This is a genomic window from Streptomyces litchfieldiae (assembly GCF_031845365.1).
Lineage (GTDB): Bacteria > Actinomycetota > Actinomycetes > Streptomycetales > Streptomycetaceae > Streptomyces > Streptomyces litchfieldiae.
This window is the reverse complement of record NZ_JAVREL010000008.1, coordinates 54,029-79,716: the sequence shown is the minus strand read 5'-3', so window position 1 is coordinate 79,716 and position 25,688 is coordinate 54,029. Positions and strand designations below refer to the sequence as shown.

General features: G+C 72.8%; 22 protein-coding genes and 2 pseudogenes. 12 read left to right on the top strand and 12 right to left on the bottom strand.

The annotated features are described in order from the left end of the window. Positions 1-8 precede the first annotated feature (8 nt). Both RM590_RS15560 and RM590_RS15555 read right to left on the bottom strand, forming a co-directional pair. Positions 9-1,427, bottom strand: coding sequence for a phytoene desaturase family protein (locus tag RM590_RS15560; protein WP_311705158.1), 1,419 nt, complete (start codon positions 1,425-1,427; stop codon positions 9-11). A gap of 243 nt (positions 1,428-1,670) precedes the next feature. Then, positions 1,671-2,707: pseudogene (locus RM590_RS15555) on the bottom strand (non-ribosomal peptide synthetase); the annotation flags it as partial. Positions 2,708-2,805: 98 nt separating this feature from the next. Here RM590_RS15555 and RM590_RS36240 point away from each other — a divergent pair. Next, positions 2,806-3,208 (top strand): annotated as a pseudogene (locus RM590_RS36240) (hypothetical protein); the annotation flags it as partial. An 89-nt stretch (positions 3,209-3,297) separates the two neighbouring features. Here RM590_RS36240 and RM590_RS15545 read toward each other — a convergent pair. The 3 genes from RM590_RS15545 to RM590_RS15535 form a co-directional block, all read right to left on the bottom strand. Continuing rightward, positions 3,298-4,128: an inositol monophosphatase family protein gene (locus RM590_RS15545; protein ID WP_311705156.1), complete on the bottom strand. Its 831-nt coding sequence runs from the start codon at positions 4,126-4,128 to the stop codon at positions 3,298-3,300. Between the two features lie 50 nt (positions 4,129-4,178). Continuing rightward, positions 4,179-5,543, bottom strand: a complete 1,365-nt coding sequence (locus tag RM590_RS15540; protein ID WP_311705155.1) for a hypothetical protein — start codon at positions 5,541-5,543, stop codon at positions 4,179-4,181. A 117-nt stretch (positions 5,544-5,660) separates the two neighbouring features. After that, positions 5,661-7,466, bottom strand: coding sequence for a gamma-glutamyltransferase family protein (locus tag RM590_RS15535; protein WP_311705154.1), 1,806 nt, complete (start codon positions 7,464-7,466; stop codon positions 5,661-5,663). 23 nt (positions 7,467-7,489) lie between these two features. On the opposite strand from RM590_RS15535, the gene RM590_RS15530 reads away from it, so the two are divergent. The 5 genes from RM590_RS15530 to RM590_RS15510 all read left to right on the top strand — a co-directional run bounded on the left by RM590_RS15530 (position 7,490) and on the right by RM590_RS15510 (position 12,391). Further along, positions 7,490-8,233 carry an SIR2 family NAD-dependent protein deacylase gene (locus RM590_RS15530; RefSeq protein WP_311705153.1) on the top strand — a complete coding sequence of 248 codons (744 nt, stop codon included), beginning with the start codon at positions 7,490-7,492 and terminating at the stop codon, positions 8,231-8,233. Between the two features lie 54 nt (positions 8,234-8,287). Then, a complete protein-coding gene (locus tag RM590_RS15525) occupies positions 8,288-9,118 on the top strand; it encodes a hydrolase (protein WP_311705152.1) in 831 nt (276 codons plus the stop codon). 417 nt (positions 9,119-9,535) lie between these two features. Continuing rightward, positions 9,536-9,967, top strand: a complete 432-nt coding sequence (locus tag RM590_RS15520) for an NUDIX hydrolase (protein WP_311705151.1) — start codon at positions 9,536-9,538, stop codon at positions 9,965-9,967. A 66-nt stretch (positions 9,968-10,033) separates the two neighbouring features. Further along, positions 10,034-11,614 (top strand): sensor histidine kinase, encoded by a 1,581-nt coding sequence (locus tag RM590_RS15515; RefSeq protein WP_311705150.1) that lies wholly within the window; start codon positions 10,034-10,036, stop codon positions 11,612-11,614. 84 nt (positions 11,615-11,698) lie between these two features. Continuing rightward, positions 11,699-12,391, top strand: a complete 693-nt coding sequence (locus RM590_RS15510; RefSeq protein ID WP_311705149.1) for a response regulator transcription factor — start codon at positions 11,699-11,701, stop codon at positions 12,389-12,391. Positions 12,392-12,405: 14 nt separating this feature from the next. Here the strand turns inward: RM590_RS15510 and RM590_RS15505 are convergent, their stop codons facing one another. Continuing rightward, a complete protein-coding gene (locus tag RM590_RS15505; RefSeq protein ID WP_311705148.1) occupies positions 12,406-13,293 on the bottom strand; it encodes a hypothetical protein in 888 nt (295 codons plus the stop codon). Beyond that, positions 13,290-14,201 (bottom strand): ABC transporter ATP-binding protein, encoded by a 912-nt coding sequence (locus RM590_RS15500; RefSeq protein WP_311705147.1) that lies wholly within the window; start codon positions 14,199-14,201, stop codon positions 13,290-13,292. The genes RM590_RS15505 and RM590_RS15500 overlap by 4 nt, the downstream gene beginning before the upstream one ends. A gap of 174 nt (positions 14,202-14,375) precedes the next feature. Between RM590_RS15500 and RM590_RS15495 the strand changes: the two genes are divergently transcribed. Together RM590_RS15495 and RM590_RS15490 are read left to right on the top strand one after the other, a co-directional pair. Next, a complete protein-coding gene (locus RM590_RS15495) occupies positions 14,376-14,819 on the top strand; it encodes a MarR family winged helix-turn-helix transcriptional regulator (RefSeq protein ID WP_311705146.1) in 444 nt (147 codons plus the stop codon). Next, positions 14,791-15,402: an aspartate carbamoyltransferase gene (locus tag RM590_RS15490; protein WP_311705145.1), complete on the top strand. Its 612-nt coding sequence runs from the start codon at positions 14,791-14,793 to the stop codon at positions 15,400-15,402. The genes RM590_RS15495 and RM590_RS15490 overlap by 29 nt, the downstream gene beginning before the upstream one ends. Before the next feature lie 25 nt (positions 15,403-15,427). Here RM590_RS15490 and RM590_RS15485 read toward each other — a convergent pair whose 3' ends face one another. From RM590_RS15485 to aztA, 5 genes are all read right to left on the bottom strand, one after another. Further along, positions 15,428-16,918 carry an NCS1 family nucleobase:cation symporter-1 gene (locus RM590_RS15485; RefSeq protein WP_311705144.1) on the bottom strand — a complete coding sequence of 497 codons (1,491 nt, stop codon included), beginning with the start codon at positions 16,916-16,918 and terminating at the stop codon, positions 15,428-15,430. Positions 16,919-17,010: 92 nt separating this feature from the next. Further along, positions 17,011-18,024 (bottom strand): TIGR03842 family LLM class F420-dependent oxidoreductase, encoded by a 1,014-nt coding sequence (locus tag RM590_RS15480; RefSeq protein ID WP_311705143.1) that lies wholly within the window; start codon positions 18,022-18,024, stop codon positions 17,011-17,013. 11 nt (positions 18,025-18,035) lie between these two features. Continuing rightward, positions 18,036-19,439 carry a dihydropyrimidinase gene (gene hydA, locus RM590_RS15475; RefSeq protein WP_311705142.1) on the bottom strand — a complete coding sequence of 468 codons (1,404 nt, stop codon included), beginning with the start codon at positions 19,437-19,439 and terminating at the stop codon, positions 18,036-18,038. Positions 19,440-19,620: 181 nt separating this feature from the next. Next, positions 19,621-20,379: a class I SAM-dependent methyltransferase gene (locus RM590_RS15470; protein ID WP_311705141.1), complete on the bottom strand. Its 759-nt coding sequence runs from the start codon at positions 20,377-20,379 to the stop codon at positions 19,621-19,623. Between the two features lie 32 nt (positions 20,380-20,411). After that, positions 20,412-21,125, bottom strand: coding sequence for a zinc ABC transporter ATP-binding protein AztA (gene aztA, locus RM590_RS15465; protein WP_311705140.1), 714 nt, complete (start codon positions 21,123-21,125; stop codon positions 20,412-20,414). 57 nt (positions 21,126-21,182) lie between these two features. Between aztA and aztB the strand changes: the two genes are divergently transcribed. From aztB to aztD, 4 genes are all read left to right on the top strand, one after another. After that, entirely contained in the window at positions 21,183-22,073 is an 891-nt protein-coding gene (aztB, locus tag RM590_RS15460; protein WP_311705139.1) for a zinc ABC transporter permease AztB, read from the top strand. Beyond that, entirely contained in the window at positions 22,070-23,371 is a 1,302-nt protein-coding gene (locus RM590_RS15455; protein ID WP_311705138.1) for a hypothetical protein, read from the top strand. The genes aztB and RM590_RS15455 overlap by 4 nt, the downstream gene beginning before the upstream one ends. Positions 23,372-23,415: 44 nt before the next feature. Next, positions 23,416-24,297 carry a zinc ABC transporter substrate-binding protein AztC gene (gene aztC / locus RM590_RS15450; RefSeq protein WP_311705137.1) on the top strand — a complete coding sequence of 294 codons (882 nt, stop codon included), beginning with the start codon at positions 23,416-23,418 and terminating at the stop codon, positions 24,295-24,297. Between the two features lie 70 nt (positions 24,298-24,367). Beyond that, positions 24,368-25,585, top strand: a complete 1,218-nt coding sequence (aztD, locus tag RM590_RS15445; RefSeq protein WP_311705136.1) for a zinc metallochaperone AztD — start codon at positions 24,368-24,370, stop codon at positions 25,583-25,585. Positions 25,586-25,688 lie beyond the last annotated feature (103 nt).

Below are 25,688 nucleotides of genomic sequence, written 5' to 3'. Positions count from 1 at the left end.
CCAGCCGCTCACCGGGCGAGCCGCAACCGCCGCCACACCGCCTTCGCCGCGTTGTGCCCCGACATCCCGTGCACCCCCGGCCCCGGCCAGGTCGCCGACGAACACAGGAACACCGCCGGATGCGCCGTCCCATACGGATCACGCGCCGGCCGCGGCCGGAACATCGTCTGAAGCCCCGTGAACGCGCCACACCCGATGTCACCACCCACATAGTTCGCGTTGCGCCGCGCCAACTCCGGCGGACCCGCCACGGCACGCGCCAGCACCCGATCCCGGAACCCCGGCGCGAACCGCTCGATCTGCCGCTCGATCGCCTCCGTCAGATCACCCTCGAAACCATGCGGCGCGTGCCCATACGCGTAGAACACATGCTTCCCCTCCGGCGCCCGGCCCGGATCCACCAGCGTCGGCTGATTGGTGATGAGGAACGGCGCCTCGGGCGCCCGGCCACCCACCGCCGCCCGCAACGCCGCCCCGATCTCCCGACTGGTGGGCCCGATATGCACTGTCCCGGCCCGCCGCGCCTCCGCCGCCGTCCACGGCACCGGACCGTCCAGCGCGTAGTCGATCTTGAACGCGGCCGCGCCGTACCGAAAACGGTCGAACGCCCGGCCGAGCCCCGCGATCCGCGCCAGCGCGGTCGGCGAGGTGTCGAAGACATAGGCGCGCGCGGGCGGCAGCTCATCCAGCCGCTTCACCTCCACGCCCGTGTGCACCACCCCGCCGAGGTCCCGCAGATAGCCGTCCAGCGCGTCCGACACGGCCTGCGAACCACCCCGCGCCATCGGCCACCCCACCTCATGCGCCGCCAGCGCGAAGACCAGCGCGATCGCCCCCGTCGCCGGCGTCGACAACGGCGAGATCACATGTGCCGCCAGCCCCGAGAACAGCGCCCGCGCCTTCTCCTCCCGGAACCGGCGCGTCACCCACGACACCGGCTGCAGACCTGTCAGCCCGAACCGGGCCAACGTCACCGGATCCCGCGGCAGCCCATCCCACGGCACCTTGAGGAAATCCCCGGCCAGCGACTCCCACTTGCCCAGAAACGGCGCCACCAGCCGCCGGTACGTCCCCGCGTCACGCGGCCCCAGCGACGCCGCCGACTCACCGGCCGACCGCGCCAGCACCGCCGCGGTACCGTCCGGAAACGGATGCGCCAGCGGCAGCTCGGCATGCACCCACGTCAGCCCGTACCGCTCCAGCGGCATCGACCGGAACGCGGGAGACCCCGCCCCCATCGGATGCGCCGCGGAACACGGATCATGACGGAACCCGGGCAGCGTCAACTCCTCGGTCCGCGCCCCGCCCCCCACCGTGTCCCGCGCCTCGAACACCTCGACGGACATCCCGCGGCGAGCCAGTTCGGCGGCGGCGGTCAGCCCGTTCGGCCCGGCTCCCACCACCACGGCGTCACGCATCGACGGCACGTACCACTCCCCTCGCCGGCGACCAGCCCTCCGAGGATACGCCGCCCCCGCGCGGCCCCCCGCCGGGACCGCGCGCGTGGCGAACGGTCAGCGCCCGGACGCCACCGGCTCCTTCCACCGGACGGAGCGACGCGGTGGCGCGGCCGCCACGAGACGGCGCCAGGCACCATCGGCCCAAGGTCATTCCCCTTCCTTCGGCCTCGGCATCGGACGAAGCCGCGGACGGCTCGATTTCGGAGCCAGGGCCAGTTGCTCGGCCAGCCCCGCCACGGTCGGGTGGTCGAACAGAGTCTGAACGCTCAGCTCGACATCGAAGACGCTGCGGATGCGTGAAATGAGACGGGCGGCGACCAGCGAATGCCCACCCAGATCGAAGAAACTGTCATCGACGCTCACCCGATCCACCCCCAGCACCTCGACAAAGAGCTCACACAGAGTCCGCTCCCGCTCAGTGGTGGGCTCCCGCCCGGCCGAACCGCTGGCCTGACCGGGCGCCGGCAGCGCACGGCGGTCCAGCTTCCCGTTCGCCGTCAACGGCAGCGCATCCAGCACAACGAACGCGGCGGGCACCATGTAGTCCGGCAACGTGCCCCGGAGATGCGCCCGCGGGCCCGGCCGCATCCGGCACCGAGCCCGCCCCGGCCGGGAACGAGGTAAGCGGTCAGAACCCTGTCCCCGGACGGTCCTCACGAACGATCACGGCCACCTGGGCGACCGCGGGATGCGCGGTCAGCGCGGCCTCGATCTCGCCCGGCTCGATGCGGAAGCCCCGGATCTTCACCTGATGGTCCGTGTGCCCCAGGTACCCGCGCGCCAGCCCCGGTCCGGCCGGATACAGCTCACCCGAAACGCCGACGGGCACCGGCCGGAGCAGGGGATCGGGAACGTACGAACGCAGGCCGGGCAGCCCGCGGCCGATGATGCTGGGCGTGGGAGCCGGCAGGTCGGGCGTGGCGTTGAGGGGCTCGTAGGTGTTGAGGACGGTGGTCTCCGTGATGCCGTACATGTTGACCAGCACGGGGCTGTCGTCGGGGTGGCGGCTGTACCAGTTCTGAAGACGCGTGCGGTCCAGCGCCTCGCCGCCGAAGACGACCCAGCGCAGGTCCAGATCCGCTGTTGGTTCGTCAGCTTGGGTGTCGGCTTGACCGAGCTGGTAGAAGGCGGACGGTGTCTGGTTGAGAACGGTGACGCGTTCCCGCGCGAGGAGGCGCAGGAAGTTCCCAGACGGAGAAGTCGAACGCGAAGGAGTGGAACCACGACCACACATCGTCCGGACCGAACCTCCTCGACCCGGTGCTGCGACCCGTGCCCCCAGGCACCCCCGGCGAGCTCTGCATCGCCGCGACAGCCCGGGTGAGCGCATGTACCGCACCGGCGGCGTACCGACCACCAGGTCAAGATCCGCGGCGTCCGCGTCGAGCTCGGCGAAATCGAAGCAGCAGGCCGCCGTCATCGTCCGCGAGGACCGTCCCGGCGACAAACGCCTCACCGCCTACCTCACCCCGGCACCCGGCACGGACGAGGCACCGGACACGGCCGCCCTCTTCGCCGACGTCCTGGGCCGCGAGGACATCGGCGTTGACGACCTCGGTGGCGACACCTCGGGTGCGCGGCCGCCGATCTTCTTCCTGCCGCCGAGCAGCGGTCTGAGTTGGTGCTGCCTGGGCTTTGCCAAGCACCTGCCCCTTGAGTATCCGGTCCATGGAATGCAGGCGCGCGGTCTGAACGGTGAGAAGGATCTGCTGGACACCTTGGAGGAGACGGCCGCCGAGTTCCTCGGGCACATCCGCACGGTTCAGAAATCCGGCCCCTTCCATTCGCTGGGGTGGTCCCTGGGCGGGGACGCGCGGCGCGCCGATCGTCGCGCTTGTTACGCCGCTCCGGCGGTGCCGCCGTTCAGCAGGGTCAGGATTCGTTCCGCCGTGGCGGCGTCGCGGGCCGCGGTGAACGGCAGGGCGTTGCCGCCGGCGATGCGGAACGGTTCGCCCGTCAGGGTCCGGTTCGCCCCGCCCGCCTCGGCGACCAGCAGCAGGCCGGCCGCGTGGTCCCAGGCCAGTTCCCAGGAGAAGGCGACGGCGTCGACGCGGCCGGTGGCGACTCCCAGGTACTCCAGTCCGGCCGCCCCGCACGGCCGGGGCGCCACGCCCGCCGTTCGCAGGCCCTCCAGTGCCCGTTTCTGCTCCCGCGTGGTGTAGTCGGGGTGCGAGAACGCCACTTCCAGCACCTTGTCCGGTGCCGGTGAACCGGCCGCGATCGGCTCGCCGTTCAGCCACGCGCCCGCGCCGCGCCGGGCGTGCGCCAGCAACTCGTGCGCCGGCGCGTAGGTCCAGGAGGCCAGGACCTCGCCCTGGTGCGCCAGCGCGACCAGCGTGCAGAAGCCGGGCTCGCCCCGGACGAACGGGCGCGTGCCGTCCACCGGGTCCACGATCCACACCGGGGCCGCGCCCGTCAGCGCGGCGTAGCTGGCCGGGTCTTCGTGCACGTTCTCCTCGCCGACCACCACCGAGCCGGGCAGCAGTGCCGTCAGCTCCCGGGTCAGCAGCCGCTCGGCCTCCCGGTCGGCGATGGTCACCAGGTCGTGGGGTCCGGCCTTGACGGACACCTCGTGGTCGGCCAGCCGCCGCCACCGCGGCACGATTTCCGCGGCCGCCGCGCTGCGCACGGCCTCCTCCACCCGCTCCGCGAGATGTTCGTCGATCATGCGTCCATCGAAACACGGACGTTCCCGGCGCTCCGGGCGGGGGCACCGTTCTATGCGACGCCCGCCCGGCGGAGTTCGCTGGTGACGGCGTAGTGGTGGCGGGGCGAGACCTGGCGGGCCGCGTCCAGCAGCAGGGGGACCACCACGTCCGGCGCGCTTGTCGCCGCCGCGGCGGCCTCCTCGGCGGTCCGTGCCTGTACGAGCGCCGCCAGCAGGGTGACGGCCTCGCTCACGTGGCCCGCCGCGTGCAGCTCGGCCGCGATCGTGCCCGCTTCCCGCGCCGGGCGTGCGGCGCCCTGCCGCAGTAACTGGCCGCAGTCGCGTTCCCGCCCCGCCGCGGCCAGCGCCTCCGCCGCGGCGGCGAGTGGTCCGGGGGGCAGCGAGGCGGCCTCCCACAGCAGCATGGCCATGTCCGAGGCCAGCCCCGTCCGTTCCAACTCGGCGAGCACCACCGGCAGTTGAACGGGTGGGCCGCCGGCCGTCGCGCACAGCAGGATGTGCGCGGCCCCGCTCTGCCCCTCGGAGCGCAACTGCCGCAACTGTCGCGCCGTCTGCCGCGCGACCTCGCGGTCCTCCTCCGTCGGCGTCGCGCGTCGTTTCCGGCCGGCCTTGGCCGGTGCCTCGCGCAGCGCCCCGGCGAACCGCGACCCGCTGGGCATCGGCGTGGCCTCGGGCGCCGCCGGCTCCGGCAGCGGCACGGCCGGTGGTGCGGCGCTCGGGGCCGCCTCCTCCTCCAGGCCGGCGAACCGCGCGCCGCGCGGCTTGCGCGCCGGCTTCCTGGCCTTCGGCGGCGCCGCCTCCCGTGCCGCCGCTTCCCGCGCGGCCGGCTCCCCGGCCTGTGCCGTGCCGGAGGCGGGCGGTGCGGTGGCCCGCTGGCCGAGCTGGGCTAGCCGGGCCCGTAGCTCGGCCCGCCGGGACAGCAGCCGTTCCTCGTCGTCCTGGGCCCACAGCCGCAGCGTGCCGAGCCGGTCCGCCTCGCCCGGTTGGCCCGCCTGCCGGGCGGCGTCCAGCGCCGCGGCCAACTGCCGCTCCCGCAGCCGGCAGGCGCGTTCCGTCCGGTCCAGCTCGCCCAGGCGGCGCGTCAGCGACTCGCGGCTGCCGGGCAGCGCGTCCTGCGCCCGCGCCGCCGCCTCGTAACCGGCACGCAGCCGCAGGCCGGCCTGTTCCGCCACCGCCGGGCCGCGCGATCCGGCGAGGTCCTGGAGCAGATCCGCGACCACGTCCCACGGCGGCAGCTCCCGTCCGGCCAGCCACGCGCCGAGTTCCTCCGCGCTCCGCCGGGCGAACGCCGCATACCAGCCGTCCTCCGGGTCCAGGGCGCTGGTGACCGCCCGCAGCTCCGCCGTGAAGGCCGCCAGCCGGGCGGCCATTTCCCGCTGGGCCGGTTCGTGTTGAGCCAAGGGCATATCCGCCATGCCCGTACTGAATCCAAGCCGTGTTACAGACCTTGTTACCGGCGGGTCACAGGCAGTTTTCGAGCTGCTTTTTTCGGCCTTTGCCTTCCGTCGAAACAGCGTCGATTCGGACGAGATTCAGCGCCCGACGGCGTAACCTTGCATCCCCCGCGGATTGGCCGCGGCGGACAGCACACCGGTCTCCGGATCCCGTGCCACGGCGCACAGCCGACCCTCCGTCCAGGGCGCCGCCACCGTCACCTCGTGCCCCCGCCGGTGCAATTCCGAAATCGTCGCCTCGCCGATCCGGGATTCCACGGTGACGCTGCCCGGCCTGGTGCCGCGCGGGTAGAAGGAACTGGGAAAACTGTCCTGGTGCCAGTTCGGCGCGTCGATCGCGCCCTGGAGATCCAGCCCACCCCGCACCGGGGCCCGCAGCGCCGCGGCGAGGAAGAAGTGGAACTGCCACTGGTCCTGCTGGTCCCCGCCCGGTGTGCCGAACGCCAGCACCGGCTCCGCGCCGCGCAGCGCCAGCGACGGGGTGAGCGTGGTGCGCGGTCGCCGTCCCGGGGTCAGCGACGACGGCAACCCCGGCTCCAGCCAGGTCATTTGGAGGCGGGTGCCGAGGGGGAACCCCAGCCCCGGGATCACCGGGCTGGAGTGGAGCCAGCCGCCGCTGGGCGTCGCGCTGATCATGTTCCCCCAGCGGTCCACCACATCCAGATGGCAGGTGTCGCCGCTGGTCTCGCCGGTCCGCTGAACGGTGGGCTCGCCCGCGCCGGCCGCCGATATGCCCATCGCGTCGAACGCCGCCGCCGTGCCCGCGCGTCCGGCCAGCGCGCCGAGCCGCGGCGCCCGGCCGCCGGGGGAGCCGGGCCGCAACTCGGCCGACGCCGTCTCGCCGATCAGCGCCCGCCGCGCCGCGTTGTACTCCGGCGACAGCAGGTCCGGCAGCGGCACCGGGGCCGCGTCGCCGTACCACGCCTCCCGGTCCGCCATGGCAAGCTTGCTCCCCTCGACGAGAGCGTGCACATACTCCGGCGTACCGTAGGTGTCGGCGTCGATTCCTCCGTCCAGCAGAGCGAGTTGCTGAAGAAACACCGGCCCCTGGCTCCACGGCCCCGCCTTGCACACCGTCCAGCCGCGCCACTCGAAGCTGACCGGCTCCTCGTAGGACGCGGACCAGCCCGCCAGGTCCTCGCCGCTCAGCACCCCGGCGTGCCGCCGGCCCGAGGAGTCCATCGCCGGCCGGGCGGCGTGCGCCGCGATGGCCTCGCCGATGAACCCCTCCCGCCAGATCCGGCGCGCCGCGTCGATGGTGGTCTCCCGGCCGCCGCCCGCCGCCCCGGCCTCCTTGAGCAATCGCCGCCAGGTGGCGGCCAGTTGGGTGTTGCGCAGCAGCTCGCCCGGGGCCGGGGCCCGGCCGCCGGGCAGATACACCTCGGCGGAGGAGGTCCACTCGCGCGTGAACAGCTCCCGGACGCTCTCCACCGTCAGCCCGACCCGCTCCACCGCCGGATGGCCGCGCTCGGCGTAGCCGATGGCGTAGTCCAGCACCTCGGCGAGCTCCTTGGTGCCGTGGTCGCGAAGCAGCGTCAGCCAGGCGTCGAACGCGCCCGGCACGACGGCGGCCAGCGGGCCGGTGCCCGGCACGAGCTTCAGGCCGAGCCCCCGGTAGTGGTCGATGGTCGCGCCCGCCGGGGCGGGGCCCTGCCCGCACAGCACCCGCACCGGGCCGCCGGCCGGCGCCAGGATGATGGGCACGTCCCCGGCCGGGCCGTTCAGATGGGGCTCGACGACGTGCAGCACGAAACCCGCCGCCACGGCGGCGTCATACGCGTTGCCGCCGTTCTCCAGCACGGCCATGGCCGACTGGGAGGCGAGCCAGTGCGTGCTGGAGACCATGCCGAAGGTGCCCTGCAACGTGGGACGGGTGGTGAACATGCGGCGGAGCATACGCTTTTCGCATGAGCGTTTACGAGGGTTCCGGGCGTCCCCTGGTGGCCATCCTCAGCGGTGCCGGCATCTCCACGGACTCCGGCATTCCCGACTACCGCGGCCCGTCCGGGCTGTGGCGGCGCGACCCGGACGCCGAGAAGCTGGTGACCTACGGCTACTACATGAAGGACCCCGACATCCGCCGCCGGTCCTGGCTGATGCGCGCCGAGAGCCCGGCGTTCCGGGCCCGGCCGAACGCCGCCCACGAGGCCGTCGTCCGGCTGGAACGCGCCGGGGTGCCGGTGCGCGTGCTCACCCAGAACGTCGACGGGCTGCACCAGGCCGCCGGCATGCCCGACCGCAAGGTGCTCGAACTCCACGGCAGCGCCCGGTCGGTGGTGTGCACCGGCTGCGGCGCGCGCTCCCCGATGGCCGAGGCGCTGGACCGCGTGGCGGCGGGGGAGGACGACCCGCCGTGCCGGGACTGCGGCTCCATCCTGAAGGCGGCCACTGTGATGTTCGGGCAGCCCCTCGACCCGGAGCTGCTCGCGGAGGCCGTCGCGATCACCCAGGCCTGCGAGATCTTCATCGCCGTCGGCACCAGCCTCCAGGTGCACCCGGCCGCCGGCCTCGCCGGACTCGCCGCCGAGCACGGCGCCCGCCTGATCATCGTCAACGCCGAACCCACCCCCTATGACGCGATCGCCGCCGAGGTCATCCGCGAACCGATCGGCCAAGCCCTGCCCGCACTTCTGGACCGGCTCGCGGTCTGAGGCTACTGTCCATGTGGGAGCGCTCCCATGAGCCGCACGCACGAGGAGCCAACAATGACGTTTCCCCCCACACGATCCTCCCGACTCGCCCCGGCGGCACGTCTCACCGGCGCGGCCACGGCCGCCCTGGCGCTGACCTTCGCGGCCACCGGGGCGTCGGCCGCGCCAGCCGGTGAACCGGCCGCGTCCGCCGCCGAGTGCACCACCGACGGCTTCTGCGAGGACTTCGAGACCCAGACCGGGTCCGCGCCCTCCGGGCGCTGGGCCACCGAGTTCCCCGACTGCTCTGGCACGGGCACCGCGAGCGTGGACACCTCCGTCGCCCACACCGGCACCACCTCGATCCGAGTCAACGGTGGTCTGGGCTACTGCAACCACGTCTTCGTCGGCACTGAACTGGACGATGTGGCCACCGACTCCGGGCTCTATGTGCGCTTCTGGGTCCGGCACAGCGACGCGCTGCCCACCCAGCATGTGACGTTCCTGGCGATGGAGGACGCCGCCGACGGCGCCCGCGACCTGCGGATGGGCGGCCAGAACGGCGCCCTCCAGTGGAACCGCGAGTCCGACGACGCCACCCTGCCCGCGCAGAGCCCGGCGGGCGTGGCGCTCAGCGCGCCGCTGCCGGTGGGCGAGTGGTCCTGCGTCGAGTTCCAACTGGACTCGGCGGGCGGCCTGTTGGAGACGTGGCTGAATGGGACGAGCGTCACGGGGCTGGCCGTCGACGGCACTCCGACGCACGACATCGACGCCCAGTGGCTGAACCGGGGCGCCTGGCACCCCGACCTGACCGATCTCCGGTTCGGCTGGGAGAGCTACGGCGAGGGCACCGACACCCTCTGGTACGACGACATCGCCGTGGGCACCACCCGCACGGGCTGCTGAACGCGGGCACCGCCGGATCCCTCCGGCGGTGCCCTGCCGGGTGATTCCGCACCTGGCCCGACGCGCGGGACCGAGGAGGAACGGGCGGACGCCCACCGCCGCCACGACCGGTCCACGGCCCGACCGCTGCTTTGCCGGCGCGCGGGAGACGGCCGCGGCCGGCGCCAACGGGGCGCTAGGGCCTGTATCGAGTTCCCGCCCGGGCCCGCGACGTCAGTCACGGCACCTCGCCGCTCCCCCAGACTCCGTCTGGGAGGTGCCCCCAGCCGAATCGCGCGAATACGGCCGGGTATGAGCTGCGATCCGGTGCCTTGCTGGGGGTACCTCCCAGGCCCCCAAGGGCCTGGGGGGGGCACCGCGTCTGACGCCGCGGGCTGATCCGACCGGGAACTCGATACAGGCCCTAGGGTCCGGGACATGCCACCGCACACGTTCGTCGACGCCATGATCATCCTGGAGCGCGGGGACCGCGTCCTGCTCGCCGAACGCTTGGGCACCGGCTATGCCGACGGGCGCCTCAACCTCCCCATCGGCAAGGTCGATCCCGGCGAGAACGCCCTCGACGCCGCGGTGCGGGAGGCCCGCGAGGAGGTCGGCGTCACCATCGACCCGGCGGTGCTCCGCCCCGTCCACGTCATGCACTTCCGCAACCCGGAGGGCCAGGCGCGCGTCGGCTGGTTCTTCGCGACGGCGCGGTGGGACGGCGAACCGGTCAACGCCGAGCCGCACAAGTGCGCCGGGATCGGCTGGCACCGTGCCGATCAACTCCCCGGGAACATCGTGCGGTACAACGCGCTCGGCATCGCGCACTACCTCAAGGGCGAGCCGTTCTCCTTCCACGGCTGGTAGCCGGCCGGGCGAGCGCCGCCGCACTCGGCCCGGGGCCGGATCCGGGGTGCGTGGTATTCCTTGACCATGGGAAGCGGGCTGTTGCGGGGCGCCGTGCGCCGTCGGCGCGCCGAGGCCGACTCCCGTCCGGATCGTGCCGGAACGGGTCACCGGCGCCGTCTTTCCGGCCGGATCCCGCTGGCCGACCTCATGTGGTGGTGCCTCGTCCTGGTCGGCATGCTGACCATCAACCTGCCGTTCCCGCCGTCCGGTGGGTACGTCGCGGTGATGGTGGGCGCGACGGCGGCGGCCGCCGTGCTGAGCCGCACGTTTCAGCCCGGGGCCCTCGCGCTCACCCTGGGCCTCGCCCAGTGGGACGAGCGCTTCTACGGCATCGTGGCCCTCGCCGCCTTCCTCATCGGCCGCCACACGGTCCCAGGCGCGCGCCCGCTGCGGTGGCTGGCGGTGACGGTCGTCCCGGTCGGGGTCATGGTGCTCCGCTCCGAGCCGCTGGTCGGGCTGGCCGCCCTGCCGGTCGAGCTGCTGACCACGGCCGTGCTGCCGTGGCTCGTCGGCCGCTACCAGTACCAGCGGCTGGCGCTGAACGAGGCCGGCTGGGACCGCGCGGCCCAACTGGAGCGCGAACAGGCCATGGTCGCGGAGCAGACCCGGCTGCGGGAACGGGCGCGCATCGCGCAGGACATGCACGACTCGCTCGGTCACGATCTGAGCCTGCTGGCCATCCGGGCCGGCGCGCTGGAGTTCGCCGCCGGGCTGAGTGAACCGCAGCGCACCCAGGCGGCCGAGCTGCGTGCCGGCGCGGCGGCGGCCACGGAGCGTCTGCACGAGATCATCGGCGTGCTGCGCGAAGACGACGAGCCCTCGCCGGTGGACCCGGTGCACGAGAGCGTCGACGATCTCGTCGAGCGGTGCCGCGCGTCCGGGATGAAGGTGGAGCTGGATCGGTCGGGGGATCCGTCCGGCCTGCCGCCGATCGTCGACCAGGCGCTGCACCGCATCGCTCAGGAGGCGCTGACCAACGCCGCCAAGCACGCGCCGGGTGCGCCGGTGCGGCTGTCCGTCGTCCACACCGACGACAGCATCGTGCTGGAGATCGTCAATGGGCCGCCGGAGGGTGCGGCGCCCGCGGCGGGGAGTGGGCGCGGGCTGGCCTCGATCCGGGAACGGGCCCGGCTCCTCGGCGGTGACTGCGCGGCCGGGCCGGCCGAGGGCGGCGGCTTCCGCGTCGAGGCCCGCCTTCCCCACCATGTGGCGCACCCGGTGCCCGCCCCCGAGCCGGCCGTCGCGGAACGGGTCGCGCAGCAGCGGCACACGATGCGGCGGGGCTTCCTGAAGTCGCTCGGCTTCACCGGCGCGGCGATGGTGGTCACCGCGTCCGCCTACTTCTTCGTGCAGGGCACTCCCACGCTCGACGAGGAGGTCTACGCGCGGATGCGCGTCGGGCAACTGCGCGCCGATCTCGCCCCGCTGCTGCCCGACCAGCAGGCGTACCAGCGGCCGGACCGGGAGCCGCCCGTCCCGGCGGGGGCGGCGTGCGAGTACTACGCGGCGGGTGAGAGCCCGCTCCCGAACCGCGTGTACCGTCTGTGCTTCCGCGATGGGCGGCTTGTCTCCCGGGACGAGATACCGCTCGACCGGGACGAGTAGCCGGCCGTCGGCCGGGCCGTGAAGCCCCGGGGAAGCGGGGTGCGTTGAGGATGACCGGAGAGAGCGGAAGGGGCGGACGCCGCCATGGCAGACAGGCACATCGACACTCCCCGCGCCCTTCAGGTGCTGCTCGCCGAGGACGAGCCGCTGATCCGCGCGGGCGTCCGGGCCATCCTGACCGCGGACCCGGGCATCGATGTCGTGGCGGAGGCCGGCGACGGTCAGGAGGCCGTCGAGCTGGCCCGCCGGCACCGTCCGGACGTCGCCGTCCTGGACATCCGGATGCCGCGCATGGACGGGCTGTCCGCCGCGGCCGAACTGCGCCGGACCGTGCCGGAGAGCGCCGTCGTCATCCTGACCACGTTCGGCGAGGACGCCTACATTTCCCGGGCGCTGGACAGCGGCGCCACCGGCTTCCTGCTGAAGACCGGCGACCCGCGGGAGCTGGTCGCGGGGGTCCGGGCGGCGGCCGACGGCGCCGCCTACCTGTCGCCGCAGGTGACCAAGCGCGTCATCACCCGCATCGGCCGGGGCCGGCTGCTGCCGGGGCCGGGCGGCGGTGAGCGGATCGCCGCGCTCAGCGCCCGGGAGCGTGAGGTGCTGGCGCTGCTGGGCTCCGGCCTGTCCAACGCGGAGATCGGCCGCCGCCTGCATCTGACGGAGGGCACCGTGAAGACCCATGTGAGTGCCATCCTGGGCCGGTTGGGGATCCGCAATCGCGTCCAGGCCGCGCTCATCGCCTACGAGGCGGGCATGGTCGAGCGTCTGGCGACCTGACGCCCCGCCGGGGCTCATACGTCCCGCCGGCGCAGCGCGAGGTAGCCGGCGGCCTGGGCCGCGACGGCCCAGGCCGCCAGTACGACACCCGAGGCCACCGGGCCGAGGGCGTCGGTCTCGCCCGAGAGCAGGGTCAGCCCGGCGCGCCCCGGCAGATACTCCGACCCGGTCGTCGTGATGATCATCGGCAGGGCCAGCATGACGGTGAGGACTCCGCTGAGGGTGCCGACCGAGCTGCGCAGCACGGCGCCCACTCCCACGGTCAGCACCGCGGTGAGCACCAGGTAGGCGGTGACGGCGGCCACGTCGCGGGCGCCCGACGCGGCGTCCCCCACGCCGTGGGGGCCGAGCGTGGCGTGGCCCAGCGCGAGGCCGAGCACGGCCAGGGCGAGCGCGAGCGGGGCGGTCACCGCGACGACGACGGCCGTTTTGGCGAGGAGCACCCGGCCACGCCGCGGGTCGGCCGTGAGCGTCACCCGCATCGCCCCGGTCGCGAACTCGGCGGTCACCGTGAGCATCGCGTAGGCCACCACCGCGAACTGGGCGAGCATGACCGCGTTGTCCCCCGGCTCGCCGAAGCCCATCGTGCTCCCGTCCGAGGTCTCACCGGCCTCGACGTCGGCGGCGAAGTCCATGCCGAGGACGGCGGCGCAGCCCGCCATGAGGACGAAGGCGCTGGCCAGCGACCACCAGGTGGAGCGCACGGACCAGAACTTGATCCATTCGGACCCCAGGGTGCCGCGTAGGGACGAACTGCGGGCGCGGGTCCGCGCGGTGATCGAGGGCAGGGCGGCGGGGGAGGTGGCGGAGGACATGGGGTGGTGCCTTTCGTTCGGCGCGCCGAGGGGCTCGGGCAGCGCGGGGTGGTGCGGGAGGGCGGTGCGGTGGGTGGGCGGCGTCACGAGGCCCTGAATTGCGCCGAGGCGGCTGTCAGTTCCATGTATGCCTCCTCCAGCGAGGCCTGGCGCGCGCTGAGCTCCAGGAGCGGGACGCCGAGCCTGTGGGCCAGCAGGCCGACCTCCTCGATGGGGGTGCCGGATATGACGAGCCGGCTCTCCTCCGACGTCTCGACCCGGGCGCCGCCCGCCACCAGGTGCTGGCACAGCAGGGCGAGCCGGCCGGGGTCGGGGCAGCGCACGACGACGGCCGCGACGGAGCTGGTGGCGATCACCTCGCTCAGGGGGGCGTCCGCGATCAGCCGCCCGCGGCCGATGACGACCAGGCGGTCGGCCATCAGCTCCATCTCGCTCATCAGATGGCTGGAGACGAACACCGTCCGGCCCTCGGCGGCCAGCGAACGGATCAGCTCGCGGATCCACAGCACGCCGTCGGGGTCGAGCCCGTTGACCGGCTCGTCGAAGATGAGAACGCCCGGATCGCCGAGCAGCGCGGCGGCTATGCCGAGTCGCTGGTGCATGCCCAGGGAGAACCCGCCGGCCCGCCGCCCGCCGACCTCGCCGAGGCCCACGATGTCCAGCGTCTCGTCCACGCGCCGCGCCGGTATGTGATGGGTGCGGGCCAGCGCCCGCAGATGGGTCCGCGCGCCGCGCCCGGGGTGGAGCGCCTTGGCGTCGAGGAGCGCGCCGACCTCGCGCAGCGGATGGCGCAGCTCCGAGTAGGGCCTGCCGGCGACGAGGGCCCGTCCGGAGGTGGGCCGGTCGAGCCCGAGGATCATCCTCATCGTGGTGGACTTGCCGGCGCCGTTGGGCCCGAGGAACCCCGTCACCAGACCCGCGCCGACGTCGACGGTGAGGTCGTCGACGGCGGTGCTGTCGCCGAATCGTTTGGTGAGCCGCTCCAGGGTGATCATCGCTCGTGGTCCTTCGCCGTCGTCGTGCTTTCTCACCAGCGACCCTAGAAAATCGGGAGGCCCCGGACATCTGTCCAACGGCAGGACTTCTCTCTGTCTTTCGTCATGCCGACGCCCCACCCGACCATCGGCAACTGGTTGCATCGTCGAACCATCTGGTTGTACAGTCGAACCATGTCGAGCGAACGCGGGACCGACGACCCGGCCGAACTCCAGGAGGCGCTGCGGGGATTCGTCCGCGCCTTCGGGCTGCATCAGCCGGAGAAGACGCCCTGCGGGCAGCCGATTCCGGTCTCCGAGGCGCACGCCCTGGGCGAGTTGGCGCAGGACGGCGAGCTGCGCCAGGTCGAACTCGCCCGCCGGCTGCGGCTGACGAAGAGCACGGTCAGCCGGCTCGTCGGCCAACTGACCGCGCGCGGCTGGGTGGAACGCGCCCCGGCGCCCGGCGACGGGCGCGGCGTCGTCCTGCGGCTGACGCCCTCGGGCGAGCGCGCCGCGGGGAACCTGGCCGAGGCCCGGCGGGAGAAGTTCTCCCGCTTGCTCGTCTCGATCCCCGAACACGAACGAGAGGGCGTGCTCCACGCCCTGCATGTCCTGGTGGAGGCACTGGACGAATAGCGGCAAGCGCCGGGTCCTGCTGGCGAGCGCGAGCGCGAGCGCGGGCGCGGCCCTCGCCGCCGCGGCGGCCACCGTGGCCCTCGCCGCCGCGGCGGCCACCGTGGCCCTGATGACCGGCGGCCCGGCGCGGGACGCGGGCGACGGACAGGGGCAGAGCGACGGACAGGGACAGGGCGACCGGCAGCCGGAAGTGGCCGAGCGGGGCCGGGAGGTCATGCCGTTCGACCTGGAGGAGACCACGCACCACTTCACCCCCACGCCGACCGGCGGCGTCCAGGACGTCGTGGCCAACCGGCCCGGCGACGCCGGGCAGATCGACCTCATCCGCGCCCATCTGCGGGAGGAGGCCGCCGCCTTCGGCCGGGGCGACTTCGGCGACCCCGCCCGGATCCACGGACCCGACATGCCGGGCCTGGCCGAACTGGAGGCGGGCCACGACCAGTTCGAGGTGCGCTACGAGGAACGGACAGACGGGGCCACCCTGTTCTACGAAACGGAGGACCCCGCGCTCGTCGACGCCCTGCACGACTGGTTCGAGGCCCAGCTCAGCGACCACGGCTCGCACGCCGGGTCCGGCCACTGACCCCCGCCGCCGGCCGCGCGGCGGATCAGCCCTCCGCCGCCCGCGCCGGTATCAGCCGCATCAGCAGCGCGTGGACGACGAACGACACGCCCAGGCCCACCGCCCAGCCGTAGTCCGCCAGCGGCTGGAGGAACGGGATCAGCCCGTCCTCCGGATACGGCCCGGAGTAGGAGCCGCCGACCGCCAGCACGCCGCCGGCGCCGAACGCGACCAGCGCCCGCCAGTTCCAGCCCCCGCGGTACCAGTAACGGCCGCTCGCCCGATACAGGTCGGCGACCTCCAGTCGGGTCGCCCGCAACAGCCAGTAGTCCGCGATCAGGATCCCGGACACCGTGCCCAGCAGACCGCCCACCGTGCCCAGCCAGGTGAAGATGTAGATGTCGGGATTCTCGTACAGCTCCCAGGGGAACATCAGCATGCCGACCCCGGCGGCGATCAGCGCCCCCGCACGGAAGTTGATACGCCGGGGCGCCACGTTGGACAGGTCGTAGGCAGGACTGACCAGATTCGCCGCGATGTTGGTGGTGAGCGTGGCCAGCAGGATGACGAACAGCGCGAACACCACGCCCAGTTCGTTGTCCATCCGGGCCGCCAGCTCCGCCGGATCCCACACCGGCTCCCCGTACACCGCCTGCGAGCCGGAGGTCACCAGCACCGACAGCAGCGCGAACGCCGCCATCGTCGTGGGCAGTCCGAGCGACTGCCCCCAGACCTGCGCCCGCTGGCCCGAGCCGAACCGCGTGAAGTCCGGGATGTTCAGCGACAGCGTCGACCAAAAGCCGATCATGCCCATCAGCGCGGGGAAGAAGACCTCCCAGAAATCACCGCCCCAGCCCAGCGCCGACGGCTGGTCGAGCAACGGCCCGAAGCCGCCCGCCTCGCCCGCGATCCACACCAGCAGCAGCACCGCGCCCACGATCATCACCGGCGCGGCCCAGCTCTCGAACCGCCGCAGGGTGTCCATGCCCCGCAGAATGATCCCGACCTCGATCAGGAAGAACAGCACGAAGCACAGCCACAGCGTCCACGCCCGGCCGCCGATCTCGCCCGCCTCGTTCCACCAACTCCCCGCGCCGAACAGCCTGCCCGCCAGGAACCAGATGCTCTGGCCGCCCACCCAGGTCTGGATCCCGAACCAGGCGCACGCTGCCAACCCCCGCAGCAGCGCTGGCACGTTGGCGCCCAGCACCCCGAACGAGGCGCGCGCCAGCACGGGGAACGGTATGCCGTACTTCGGCCCGACATGGCCCGTCAGCAGCATCGGGGCAAGCACGATGACATTGGCGACCGCGATCGTCAGCACGGCCTGCACCCAGTCCATGCCCAGGGCGATCAGCCCCGCGGCCAGCGTCCAGGTGGGGACGTTGATGGCCATGCCGATCCACAACGCCGCGAAGTGATAGGTCTTCCAGCTCCGTCGCTCCGGTGGCACCGGCAGCAGGTCGTCGTTGGCGAAGCGCCCGTCCGGCCCGTCGGCCGGGGGCGGGGGAGTGAGGGCGGGAGCTGTCTCGGTCACGGGGGTGGCCCTTCCTGGTCGGCGGATCGGGGCCGTGCGGGTGCGTGCCCGGCCGCGCGTTCGCGGCGTCGCGGCGTACGCCCGTGGGGAGTTCAGCCCAGGGCGGGGATCACATGCTCGCCGTAGAGGTCGATCACCGACTCCTTCGCGTCGTGCATGTCGTAGACGGCGAACTGGTCGACGCCCAGCTCGCGCAGTTGGCGCAGCTTCGCGACATGCGCCTCGACCGGCCCGATCAGGCAGAACCGGTCGACGATCGCGTCGGGCACGAACGCCGTGTCCGGATTCCCCGAACGCCCGTGGTGGCTGTAGTCGTAGCCCTGCCGCTTCGCGATGTACGCGGTCAACTCCGCGGGCACCAGCCCCGAGTCCGCGCCGTACCGGTCCACGAGATCGGCCACGTGGTTGCCCACCATCCCGCCGAACCAGCGGCACTGCTCACGCGCGTGGGCCAGCGCCGCGGGGGAGTCGTCGGCGGTGACATACGCGGGCGCGGCCACGCACACGGTGACCGCCGCCGGGTCCCGGCCGGCCGCCACCGCGGCGGACTTGACGGCCTTCACCATCCACTCGGTCAGAAAGACGTCCGCGAGCTGGAGGATGAAGCCGTCGGCCCGTTCCCCGGTCAGCGCCAGGGCCTTGGGGCCATACGCGGCCATCCACACCGGCAGCCTGCTGTCCCGGATCCACGGCAGCCGCATCGCCGTCCCGTCCACGACCGCCTCGCGGCCCTCGGCCAGATCCCGGATCACGCCGATCGCCTCGCCCAGCCGCGCAAGGGAGTTGGGCCTGCGGCCCGCGACGCGCATCGCCGAGTCGCCGCGCCCGATGCCGCACACCGTGCGGTTGCCGTACATCTCGTTCAGCGTGGCGAATGTGGAAGCCGTCACCTCCCAGGTGCGCGTCCCCGGATTGGTCACCATCGGCCCCACGGTCAGCGTCTCGGTCTGCGCGAGAATCTGGCTGTGAATGACGAACGGCTCCTGCCACAGCACGGCCGAGTCGAACGTCCAGCCGTAACGGAAGCCGGCCCGCTCGGCGCGGCGCATCAGCGCGATGACCTCCGCGGCGGGCGGATCGGTCTGGAGGACGAGTCCGAAGTCCATGGCGCAGCCCCTCAATTGACGTACTGACAGGTGGCGCGCGGCAGGAACACCCCGTGCCCGGCGCGCCCGGTGTACCGCCGCTCGTCGATGACCGTCCGGCCGCGCGACAGGACGGTGACCACCTGGCCGGTGATCCGCTTCCCCTCGTACGCCGAGTAGTCGACGTTCATGTGGTGGGTCTCGGCCGACAGCGTCTGCTCGGCGGCCGGATCGTAGACGACGATGTCCGCGTCCGCGCCCGGCGCGATGGTCCCTTTGCGCCCGTACAGTCCGAACATCCGGGCCGGCGCGGCACACGCGATGTCGATCCAGCGGCGCCGCGAGATGTGCCCCTCCACCACGGCCTGATGCAGCAGGTCCATGCGGTTCTCCACGCCCGGGATGCCGTTGGGGATCTTGGAGAAGTCGCCCCGGCCCAGCTCCTTCTGGCCGCTGAAGCAGAACGGGCAGTGGTCCGTGGACACCACCTGGAGATCGTCGGTGCGCAGCCCCCGCCAGAGCGCGGCCTGGTGCTCGCGCGGGCGCAGCGGGGTGCTGCACACGTACTTGGCGCCCTCGAAGTCGGGCTCGGCCAGGTTGTCGGTGGACAGGAACAGATACTGCGGGCAGGTCTCCCCGAACACCGGCAACCCCGCGTCCCGCGCCACCGCCAGCTCCCGGACGGCCTCCTCGGCCGACACGTGCACCACGTACAGCGGCGGACCGCCGGCCACCCGCGCCAGTTGAACGGCCCGGTGGGTGGCCTCCGCCTCCAGCAGCACCTTCCGCACCTCGCCGTGATACCGGGGATCGGTCCGCCCGGCGGCGAGCGCCTGCTCCACCAGCACGTCGATGGCGATGCCGTTCTCCGCGTGCATCATGATCGTCCCGCCGTTGCCGGCGGCCCGCTGCATGGCCCGCAGGATCTGGCCGTCGTCGCTGTAGAAGACCCCGGGATAGGCCATGAACAACTTGAACGACGTGATTCCTTCGTCGACAAGGAGATCCATCTCCTTGAGCGAGGCGTCGGTGACATCCGACAGGATCATGTGAAACGCGTAGTCGATGGCGCAGTGGCCGGCGGCCTTGGCGTACCAGGCGTCGAGCCCGTCGCGCAGCGCCTGCCCCTTGGACTGCACGGCGAAGTCGACAACGGTGGTGGTCCCGCCCCATGCGGCGGCCCGCGTCCCGGTCTCGAAGGTGTCCGACGCGGAGGTACCGCCGAAGGGCAGCTCCATGTGGGTGTGGGCGTCGACGCCGCCCGGTATGACGTACTTGCCGGTGGCGTCGATGACGTGGTCCGCGGTCCACCCCTGCGCGGCGTCGCTCCCGCGCTCGGCCAGGGCGGCGACGCGTTCGCCCTCGACGAGTACGTCCGCTTCGATTTCATCGGTGGCGGTGACCACCAGCCCGCCCCGGATGACGACTCGTCGCATGCGCCTCGCCCCTCTTCGTCTACGCCTGTAGATCCACGAGGAGACGACCGTAGACCGCATCACGGACCGTGGCAATAGCGTGACTGTTAATGATCAGGGTCGAGCATGTTGCCCGCGCGGGACGGACCATGTGCCGGACAGCGGCTGCCCGTTCAGCTCATGAACGGGCGCCGCAAGCCGGTCAACGCGCCGGGGCCCCGTCCGGGGCGGCGGTGACGACGTGGAAGGCCGAGGGCCCGGTGCCCGCCACGCGCGCGGTCGGGCCGTGCGCGGACCACTCGGCGCGCAGCCGCTCGTCGGTCACCACCCACCAGTCGTAGTCGACCGCCACCTCGGCCACGCACCGGCCGCCTTGGAGGGTCTTGTACGTCATGTGCCACAGGATTCGGTCCTCGCCGGCCGGCTCGGCCCGGACCCAGCCCTCGTAGTCGTGGTCGCCGACGCGGAACGCGTTCCCGCGGGCGAGCGGCACCGCCGAGGGCGCGTGCGGGGGCTGATTGTTGACCAACAGTGCCCCGCCGGGCGCCAGGCGCTCGGCGACCCGGCGCCACAGCCGAGCGCGCTCGGCCGGCGCGAGATGGCCGAGGACGTTCATGGCCACCACCGCCCGCGTGGCGGCGGGAAGTTCGACGGCCAGGGCATCGGCGGCGACGACGGTGGTCCGCGCGGCGAGCCCGGGGTCGTCCACGAGCCGGGCGAACAGCGCGGTCCGCATCGCGGCGGACGGCTCCACGGCCACCACGGGAACGCCGGGCAGCGCCGTGCCGATCACGCGAACGCCGCGCCCGGAGCCCGCGCCGAGGTCCACCACCGGCCCGGAGCCGGCGGTCAGCCCGGTGAGCTCCGCGGTGAGTGACGGCGCGACACCTTCCCAGAAGCCGGCGATGAGCGGGTCGATGAACGGCGCGGACACCGCGTAGGGGTCGGTCTCAACGGACATGGGCACAGGTTCCTTCCTGGGCGGCACCACACTCATACGTCGATCCCGGGCATCCCCCAGGCCCGTTCCAGGGCGTCCCGGGTGAGCACCGAGTCCGGGGGGCCCGCCGCGAGGAGGCGCCCCTGGCCGAGCAGCAGGCAGTGGTCGGCGCGCATCGCCTCGGTGAGGTCGTGGGTGGTGTGGACCACGGTGACGCCGGACTCCCGCTGCTCGTCGAGCACTTCCCGGATGCGGCGCTGCGCCTCCAGGTCCAGGCCCGCCGCCGGTTCGTCGAGCAGCAGCAGGTCCGCCTCCTGGGCCAGGCCCTGGGCGACGAGCGCGCGCTGGCGCTGCCCGCCGGAGAGCGCGCCCAACTGCCGTGAGGCCAGGTCGAGGATGCCCAGGCGCGCCATGCAGGACTCGACGACCGCCCGGTCCCGCCGGGTCAGGCGCCGCCATGGGCCGCGCCGCGCCCATCTCCCCATGGCGACGGTCTCCCGCACGGTGATGGGCAGTACGTCGGACGCCTCGCTGCGCTGCACCACGAACGCGGTGCGGCCCGCATCCAGGGCCTGGCGTGCCACGGCGCCGGACGTCGGCGGGACCACGCCGGCGAGCGCGCCGAGCAGCGTGGACTTCCCCGAGCCGTTCGGGCCGACGACGACTGTGGTGCGGGCGCGCGGGATATGGGCCGTGACCCGTTGGAGGACCGGCCGGCGCCCGTAGCCGGCCGAGAGGTTGCGCACTGTCACTGCCTCCGCTGTCACGAGCCTCACATCCGCTTCATCGTGCTGATAATCATTTTCATTGTAGGGTGCACTGCCATGGAGTGGTTGCTTGACCCCTTTCAGGCGTCGTTCGTTCAACGTGCGCTGTGGGGCGGGGTCCTTGTCTCGCTGATCTGCGCCCTGGCCGGCACGTGGGTGGTGCTGCGCGGCATGGCGTTCCTCGGCGACGCGATGTCGCACGGCATGCTCCCGGGCGTCGCGCTGGCTTCGCTCCTGGGCGGCAACCTGCTCCTCGGCGCCGCGCTCAGCTCCGGCGCCATGGCCCTGGGCGTGACGGTGCTCAGCCGCTCGCGCAGGCTGTCGCAGGACACCAGCATCGGCCTGCTGTTCGTCGGCATGCTCTCGGCGGGCGTGATCATCGTCTCGCACTCCCAGTCCTTCGCCGTCGACCTGACGGGCTTCCTCTTCGGCGACGTCCTGGCGGTCCGTCAGGAGGATTTGGGGTATCTCGCCGTCGCGCTGCTCGTCGCGGCCGTGGTCTCGGCGCTCGGCTACCGGTCGTTCGTCGCCCTCGCGTTCGACGTCCGCACGGCGCACACCCTGGGACTGCGGCCGCGGGTGGCCCAGGCCATGCTGCTGGGGCTCGTGACGCTCGCCATCGTCGCGTCCTTCCACGTCGTCGGCACCCTGCTGGTCTTCGGCCTGCTCATCGCGCCGCCGGCCACCGCCGTGCTGTGGGTGCGGCGCATCCCGCTGATCATGCTCACGGCCGCGCTGCTCGGCGTCGCCGCCACCGTCGCCGGCCTGGTCATCTCCTGGCATTGGGGCACGGCGGCGGGTGCGACGATCGCCGCCACGGCCGTGGCCGTCTTCTTCGTCGCGGCCATCGCCGCCCACCTGCGCACCCGCGGCGCCCCCACCCCTCTCCCCGACTCGACCCCCCTCAGCACCAGCACTACGGAAGCAGCTAGCGAGCACGCATCGTGAAACACACCAGCAGCACCAGAAACCGAAAGGCCCTGTCCGCCTCGTTCGCCTCCGCCGTCGCCGTGAGCCTGCTGCTCGGCGGCTGCGGCAGCGGCGACGACGCGGACGAGGCCGCCGCCGAGAACACCGGGCAGGAGGAGACCCCGCACGGCTACGTCGAGGGGGCCGAGGAGACCGCCGAACAGCAGTCGCGCCTCGTCCTGGCGGACGGGGATACCGGCGCGGTCCACGTCCTGGACCTGATCACCGAGGAGGTCGTCGAGGTCCCCGAGGCGCGCCAGGACGGGGGCGTCGACGGCATCGGCGGGGACGGCCGGTTCGCCTACCTCACGCCCGCCGAGGCCGGCGCGCCGGTCCAGGCCGTGGACAGCGGCGCGTGGATGGTCGACCACGGCGACCACGTCCACTACTACCGCGCCGACATCCGCGCCACCGGCACCCTCGTCGGAGACACGGACGCCCGCCCCGTGAGCGTCCACAGCGACACCGCCGTCACCGCCGTCACCTTCGACGACGGCACGGTCACCCTCCTGGACCGCGCCCAACTCGAAGCGGGCAGCGTCTCCCCGGCCGGGCCCGGCACCCTCGACCTCGGCTCCCCCCACCGCGGCACCGCCGTGCCCTACGCCCAGCACCTGCTGGTGACCGTCCCGCGGCAGGGACAGGACCTCGCGGACGCCGTGGCGGTCCGTACCCGCGACGGCGCGGAGGTCGCGACCCTCGGCGAGCCCTGCCCCGAACTGCACGGCACGGTCGTCACCCGCCACGGCGTCGTCTTCGGCTGCGCGGACGGCGCCCTGCTGGTCGCCGAGGACCCCGAGAACGAAGGGACGTTCACCGCCGAGAAGATCCCCTACCCGGGGTCGGACGAGGCGGACCGCGCCTGGGAGTTCAGCCACCGCCCCGGCAGCGCGGTGCTGGCCGCGCCGGCCGGCGAACGCGGCGTGTGGACGCTCGACGTCGGCGCCGGGGAGTGGACGCTGTTCGACACCGGCCCGGTGGTGGCCGCCAACGCCGTCGGCGACGGACTGACGCTGCTCACCCTGACCGCGGACGGCGCGCTCCACGCGTACGACACCACCAGCGGCGAGGAGACCGCCCACGCCTCCCTGCTCGCCGAACCCGTGGCCGCCTCGGCCGCCGCGCCCCCCGTCATCGAGATCGACAGCAGCCGCGCCTACGTCAACGACGCGGCGGCGGACACCGTTTACGAGATCGACTACAACGACGACCTGCGCGTCGCCCGCACCTTCCCCCTCGATTTCACGCCCACGCACATGGTGGAGACAGGCCGATGAAACCGATACGCCTCGCGCTCCTGCTCCCCGCCCTCACAATCTCGATGACTGGGCTGACCGGCTGCGTGGCGGACGACGACCAGGGCTCCGGCGTCGTCGTCACCACGAACATCCTCGGGGACATCACCCGGCAAGTCATCGGCGACGAGGCCGAGGTGACCGTGCTGATGAAGCCCAACGCCGACCCCCACTCGTTCGGGATCTCCGCCCAGCAGGCGGCGCTGATCGAGGACGCCTCACTCGTCGTCTACAACGGCCTGGGCCTGGAGGAGGGCGTGCTGCGCAACGTCCAGGCCGCACAGGACGCCGGCGTCGCCACCCTGGAGGTCGGAGCGCAGGTGGACCCGATCGACTTCGGCCACACCGCGGACGACACCGCCGGCCAGCCCGACCCGCACTTCTGGACCGACCCGCGCCGGGTGCGGACCGCCGTCGAGACGATCACCGACCATGTCGTGGCGGAGGTCGAGGGCGTCGACGCCGAGGCGGTCCGCGCGAACGCCGAGGGCTACCTCGAACAGGTCGACGAACTGGACGCGTGGATGGACGAGAGCTTCGCGGCCATCCCGCCCGAGCGGCGCAGCCTGGTCACCAACCACCACGTCTTCGGCTACCTGGCGCAGCGTTACGACTTCGAGGTCGTCGGCGCGGTGATACCCAGCGGCACGACGCTCGCCTCGCCCAGCTCCTCCGACCTGGACGCGCTCGCCGACACGATCCGCGAGGCGGGCGTGCCCGCGATCTTCGCCGACTCCTCGCAACCCGACCGGCTCGCGCGGGTGCTCGCCGACGAGGTCGGCCTGCGCGTCGAGGTCGTGGAGCTGTTCTCGGAATCCCTGACCGAGCCCGGCGAGGGCGCGGGGACCTACCTGGACATGATGCGCGCCAACACCGAGGCCATCGCCGCCGGACTCGGCGAGAACTGACCCCCCCCGATACCCCCGGCAACGACCGGAAACGACCGGTTACGACCGGAAAAGAAAGGTGAACTCACCCATGCACTCCCCACGCCAGCGTGCCCGCAGGACCAGGCGAACCGCGGCACTGTCCACGCTCACCGCCACGCTGATCGCGTTGAGCGCCTGTGGCTCGGACGACTCGGACGACTCCGGCGAGCCGGCGGCGTCGGAGCCGTCCCAGACGCCCGCCGCGTCGGTGGCGAACCCGATCGTCGTCACCTACGACGGCGGCCTGTACGTCATCGACGGCGAGACGTACGAGATCGCGGAGGACATCCCGCTCGACGGCTTCAACCGACTCAACGCGGCCGGCGACGACCGCCACGTCATGGTCTCCACCTCCGCCGGATTCCGCGTCCTGGACGCGGCCGGCGCCGCGTTGACGGACGTCCAATTCGAGGGAGCCGAGCCCGGCCACGTCGTGCGCCACGCCGGCCGCACCGTGCTCTTCTCGGACGGGACGGGCGAGGTCACCAGCTTCGACCCGGACCACCTCGGCGACGGCATGCCCGAGACCGAGACCTACACCGCGGCCGCCCCCCACCACGGCGTGGCGATCGAGCTGGCCAATGGCGAACTCGTCGTCACGCTCGGCACCGAGGAGGAGCGCACCGGCATCATCGTGCTCGACGAGAACCGCGAGGAGATCGCCCGCAACGAGGACTGCCCCGGCGTGCACGGCGAGGCGACCGCGCAGGACGAGGCCGTGGTGATCGGCTGCGAGGACGGCGTGCTGATCTACCGCGACGGCGCCATCACGAAGGTCGACAGCCCCACCGAGTACGGCCGGGTCGGCAACCAGGCGGGCACCGACGCCTCCCCGATCGTGCTCGGCGACTACAAGCAGGACGCCGACGCGGAACTCGAACGCCCCGAGCAGATCTCGCTCATCGACACCAGGACGGCCACCCTGACCCGGGTCGACCTCGGCACGAGCTACACGTTCCGCTCCCTGGCGCGCGGCCCGGAGGGCGAGGCCCTCGTCCTGGGCACCGACGGGCAGATCCATGTGATCGACCCGGAGAGCGCCGAGGTCGTGGACACCATCCCGGTGATCGAGGAGGAGTGGCGGGAGCCGCTGGAGTGGCAGCAGCCCCGCCCGGCGATCTTCGTGCGCGACCACACCGCCTACGTGACCGACCCGGCCGCCAAGGAACTGCACGCGGTGGACCTGGAGTCGGGTGAGGTGGTGAACACGGTGTCTTTGCCGGAGGTCCCCAACGAGCTCAGCGGCGTGGTCGCCCAGCAGCACTGACCCGCACCCACGAGGCGGAGGGCCGGCGCGACGGAGGGGCGCCGGCCCTCCGCCATGGAGGTACGTCCCGCGACGACCGCCGACGGCCCCGAACCGCGCGGAA

What these genes read in the sequence shown, in the direction of transcription:
- RM590_RS15520 (WP_311705151.1), top strand. Translation starts at nt 9,536, where the DNA reads ATGCCACCGCACACGTTCGTCGACGCCATGATCATCCTGGAGCGCGGG.
- aztB (WP_311705139.1), top strand. Translation starts at nt 21,183, where the DNA reads ATGGAGTGGTTGCTTGACCCCTTTCAGGCGTCGTTCGTTCAACGTGCG.
- RM590_RS15515 (WP_311705150.1), top strand. Translation starts at nt 10,034, where the DNA reads ATGGGAAGCGGGCTGTTGCGGGGCGCCGTGCGCCGTCGGCGCGCCGAG.
- RM590_RS15480 (WP_311705143.1), bottom strand. Translation starts at nt 18,024, where the DNA reads ATGGACTTCGGACTCGTCCTCCAGACCGATCCGCCCGCCGCGGAGGTC.
- RM590_RS15530 (WP_311705153.1), top strand. Translation starts at nt 7,490, where the DNA reads ATGAGCGTTTACGAGGGTTCCGGGCGTCCCCTGGTGGCCATCCTCAGC.
- RM590_RS15495 (WP_311705146.1), top strand. Translation starts at nt 14,376, where the DNA reads ATGTCGAGCGAACGCGGGACCGACGACCCGGCCGAACTCCAGGAGGCG.
- RM590_RS15525 (WP_311705152.1), top strand. Translation starts at nt 8,288, where the DNA reads ATGACGTTTCCCCCCACACGATCCTCCCGACTCGCCCCGGCGGCACGT.
- aztC (WP_311705137.1), top strand. Translation starts at nt 23,416, where the DNA reads ATGACTGGGCTGACCGGCTGCGTGGCGGACGACGACCAGGGCTCCGGC.
- RM590_RS15510 (WP_311705149.1), top strand. Translation starts at nt 11,699, where the DNA reads ATGGCAGACAGGCACATCGACACTCCCCGCGCCCTTCAGGTGCTGCTC.
- RM590_RS15535 (WP_311705154.1), bottom strand. Translation starts at nt 7,466, where the DNA reads ATGTTCACCACCCGTCCCACGTTGCAGGGCACCTTCGGCATGGTCTCC.
- hydA (WP_311705142.1), bottom strand. Translation starts at nt 19,439, where the DNA reads ATGCGACGAGTCGTCATCCGGGGCGGGCTGGTGGTCACCGCCACCGAT.
- RM590_RS15470 (WP_311705141.1), bottom strand. Translation starts at nt 20,379, where the DNA reads ATGTCCGTTGAGACCGACCCCTACGCGGTGTCCGCGCCGTTCATCGAC.
- RM590_RS15545 (WP_311705156.1), bottom strand. Translation starts at nt 4,128, where the DNA reads ATGATCGACGAACATCTCGCGGAGCGGGTGGAGGAGGCCGTGCGCAGC.
- RM590_RS15500 (WP_311705147.1), bottom strand. Translation starts at nt 14,201, where the DNA reads ATGATCACCCTGGAGCGGCTCACCAAACGATTCGGCGACAGCACCGCC.
- RM590_RS15490 (WP_311705145.1), top strand. Translation starts at nt 14,791, where the DNA reads ATGTCCTGGTGGAGGCACTGGACGAATAGCGGCAAGCGCCGGGTCCTG.
- RM590_RS15540 (WP_311705155.1), bottom strand. Translation starts at nt 5,543, where the DNA reads ATGGCGGATATGCCCTTGGCTCAACACGAACCGGCCCAGCGGGAAATG.
- aztD (WP_311705136.1), top strand. Translation starts at nt 24,368, where the DNA reads ATGCACTCCCCACGCCAGCGTGCCCGCAGGACCAGGCGAACCGCGGCA.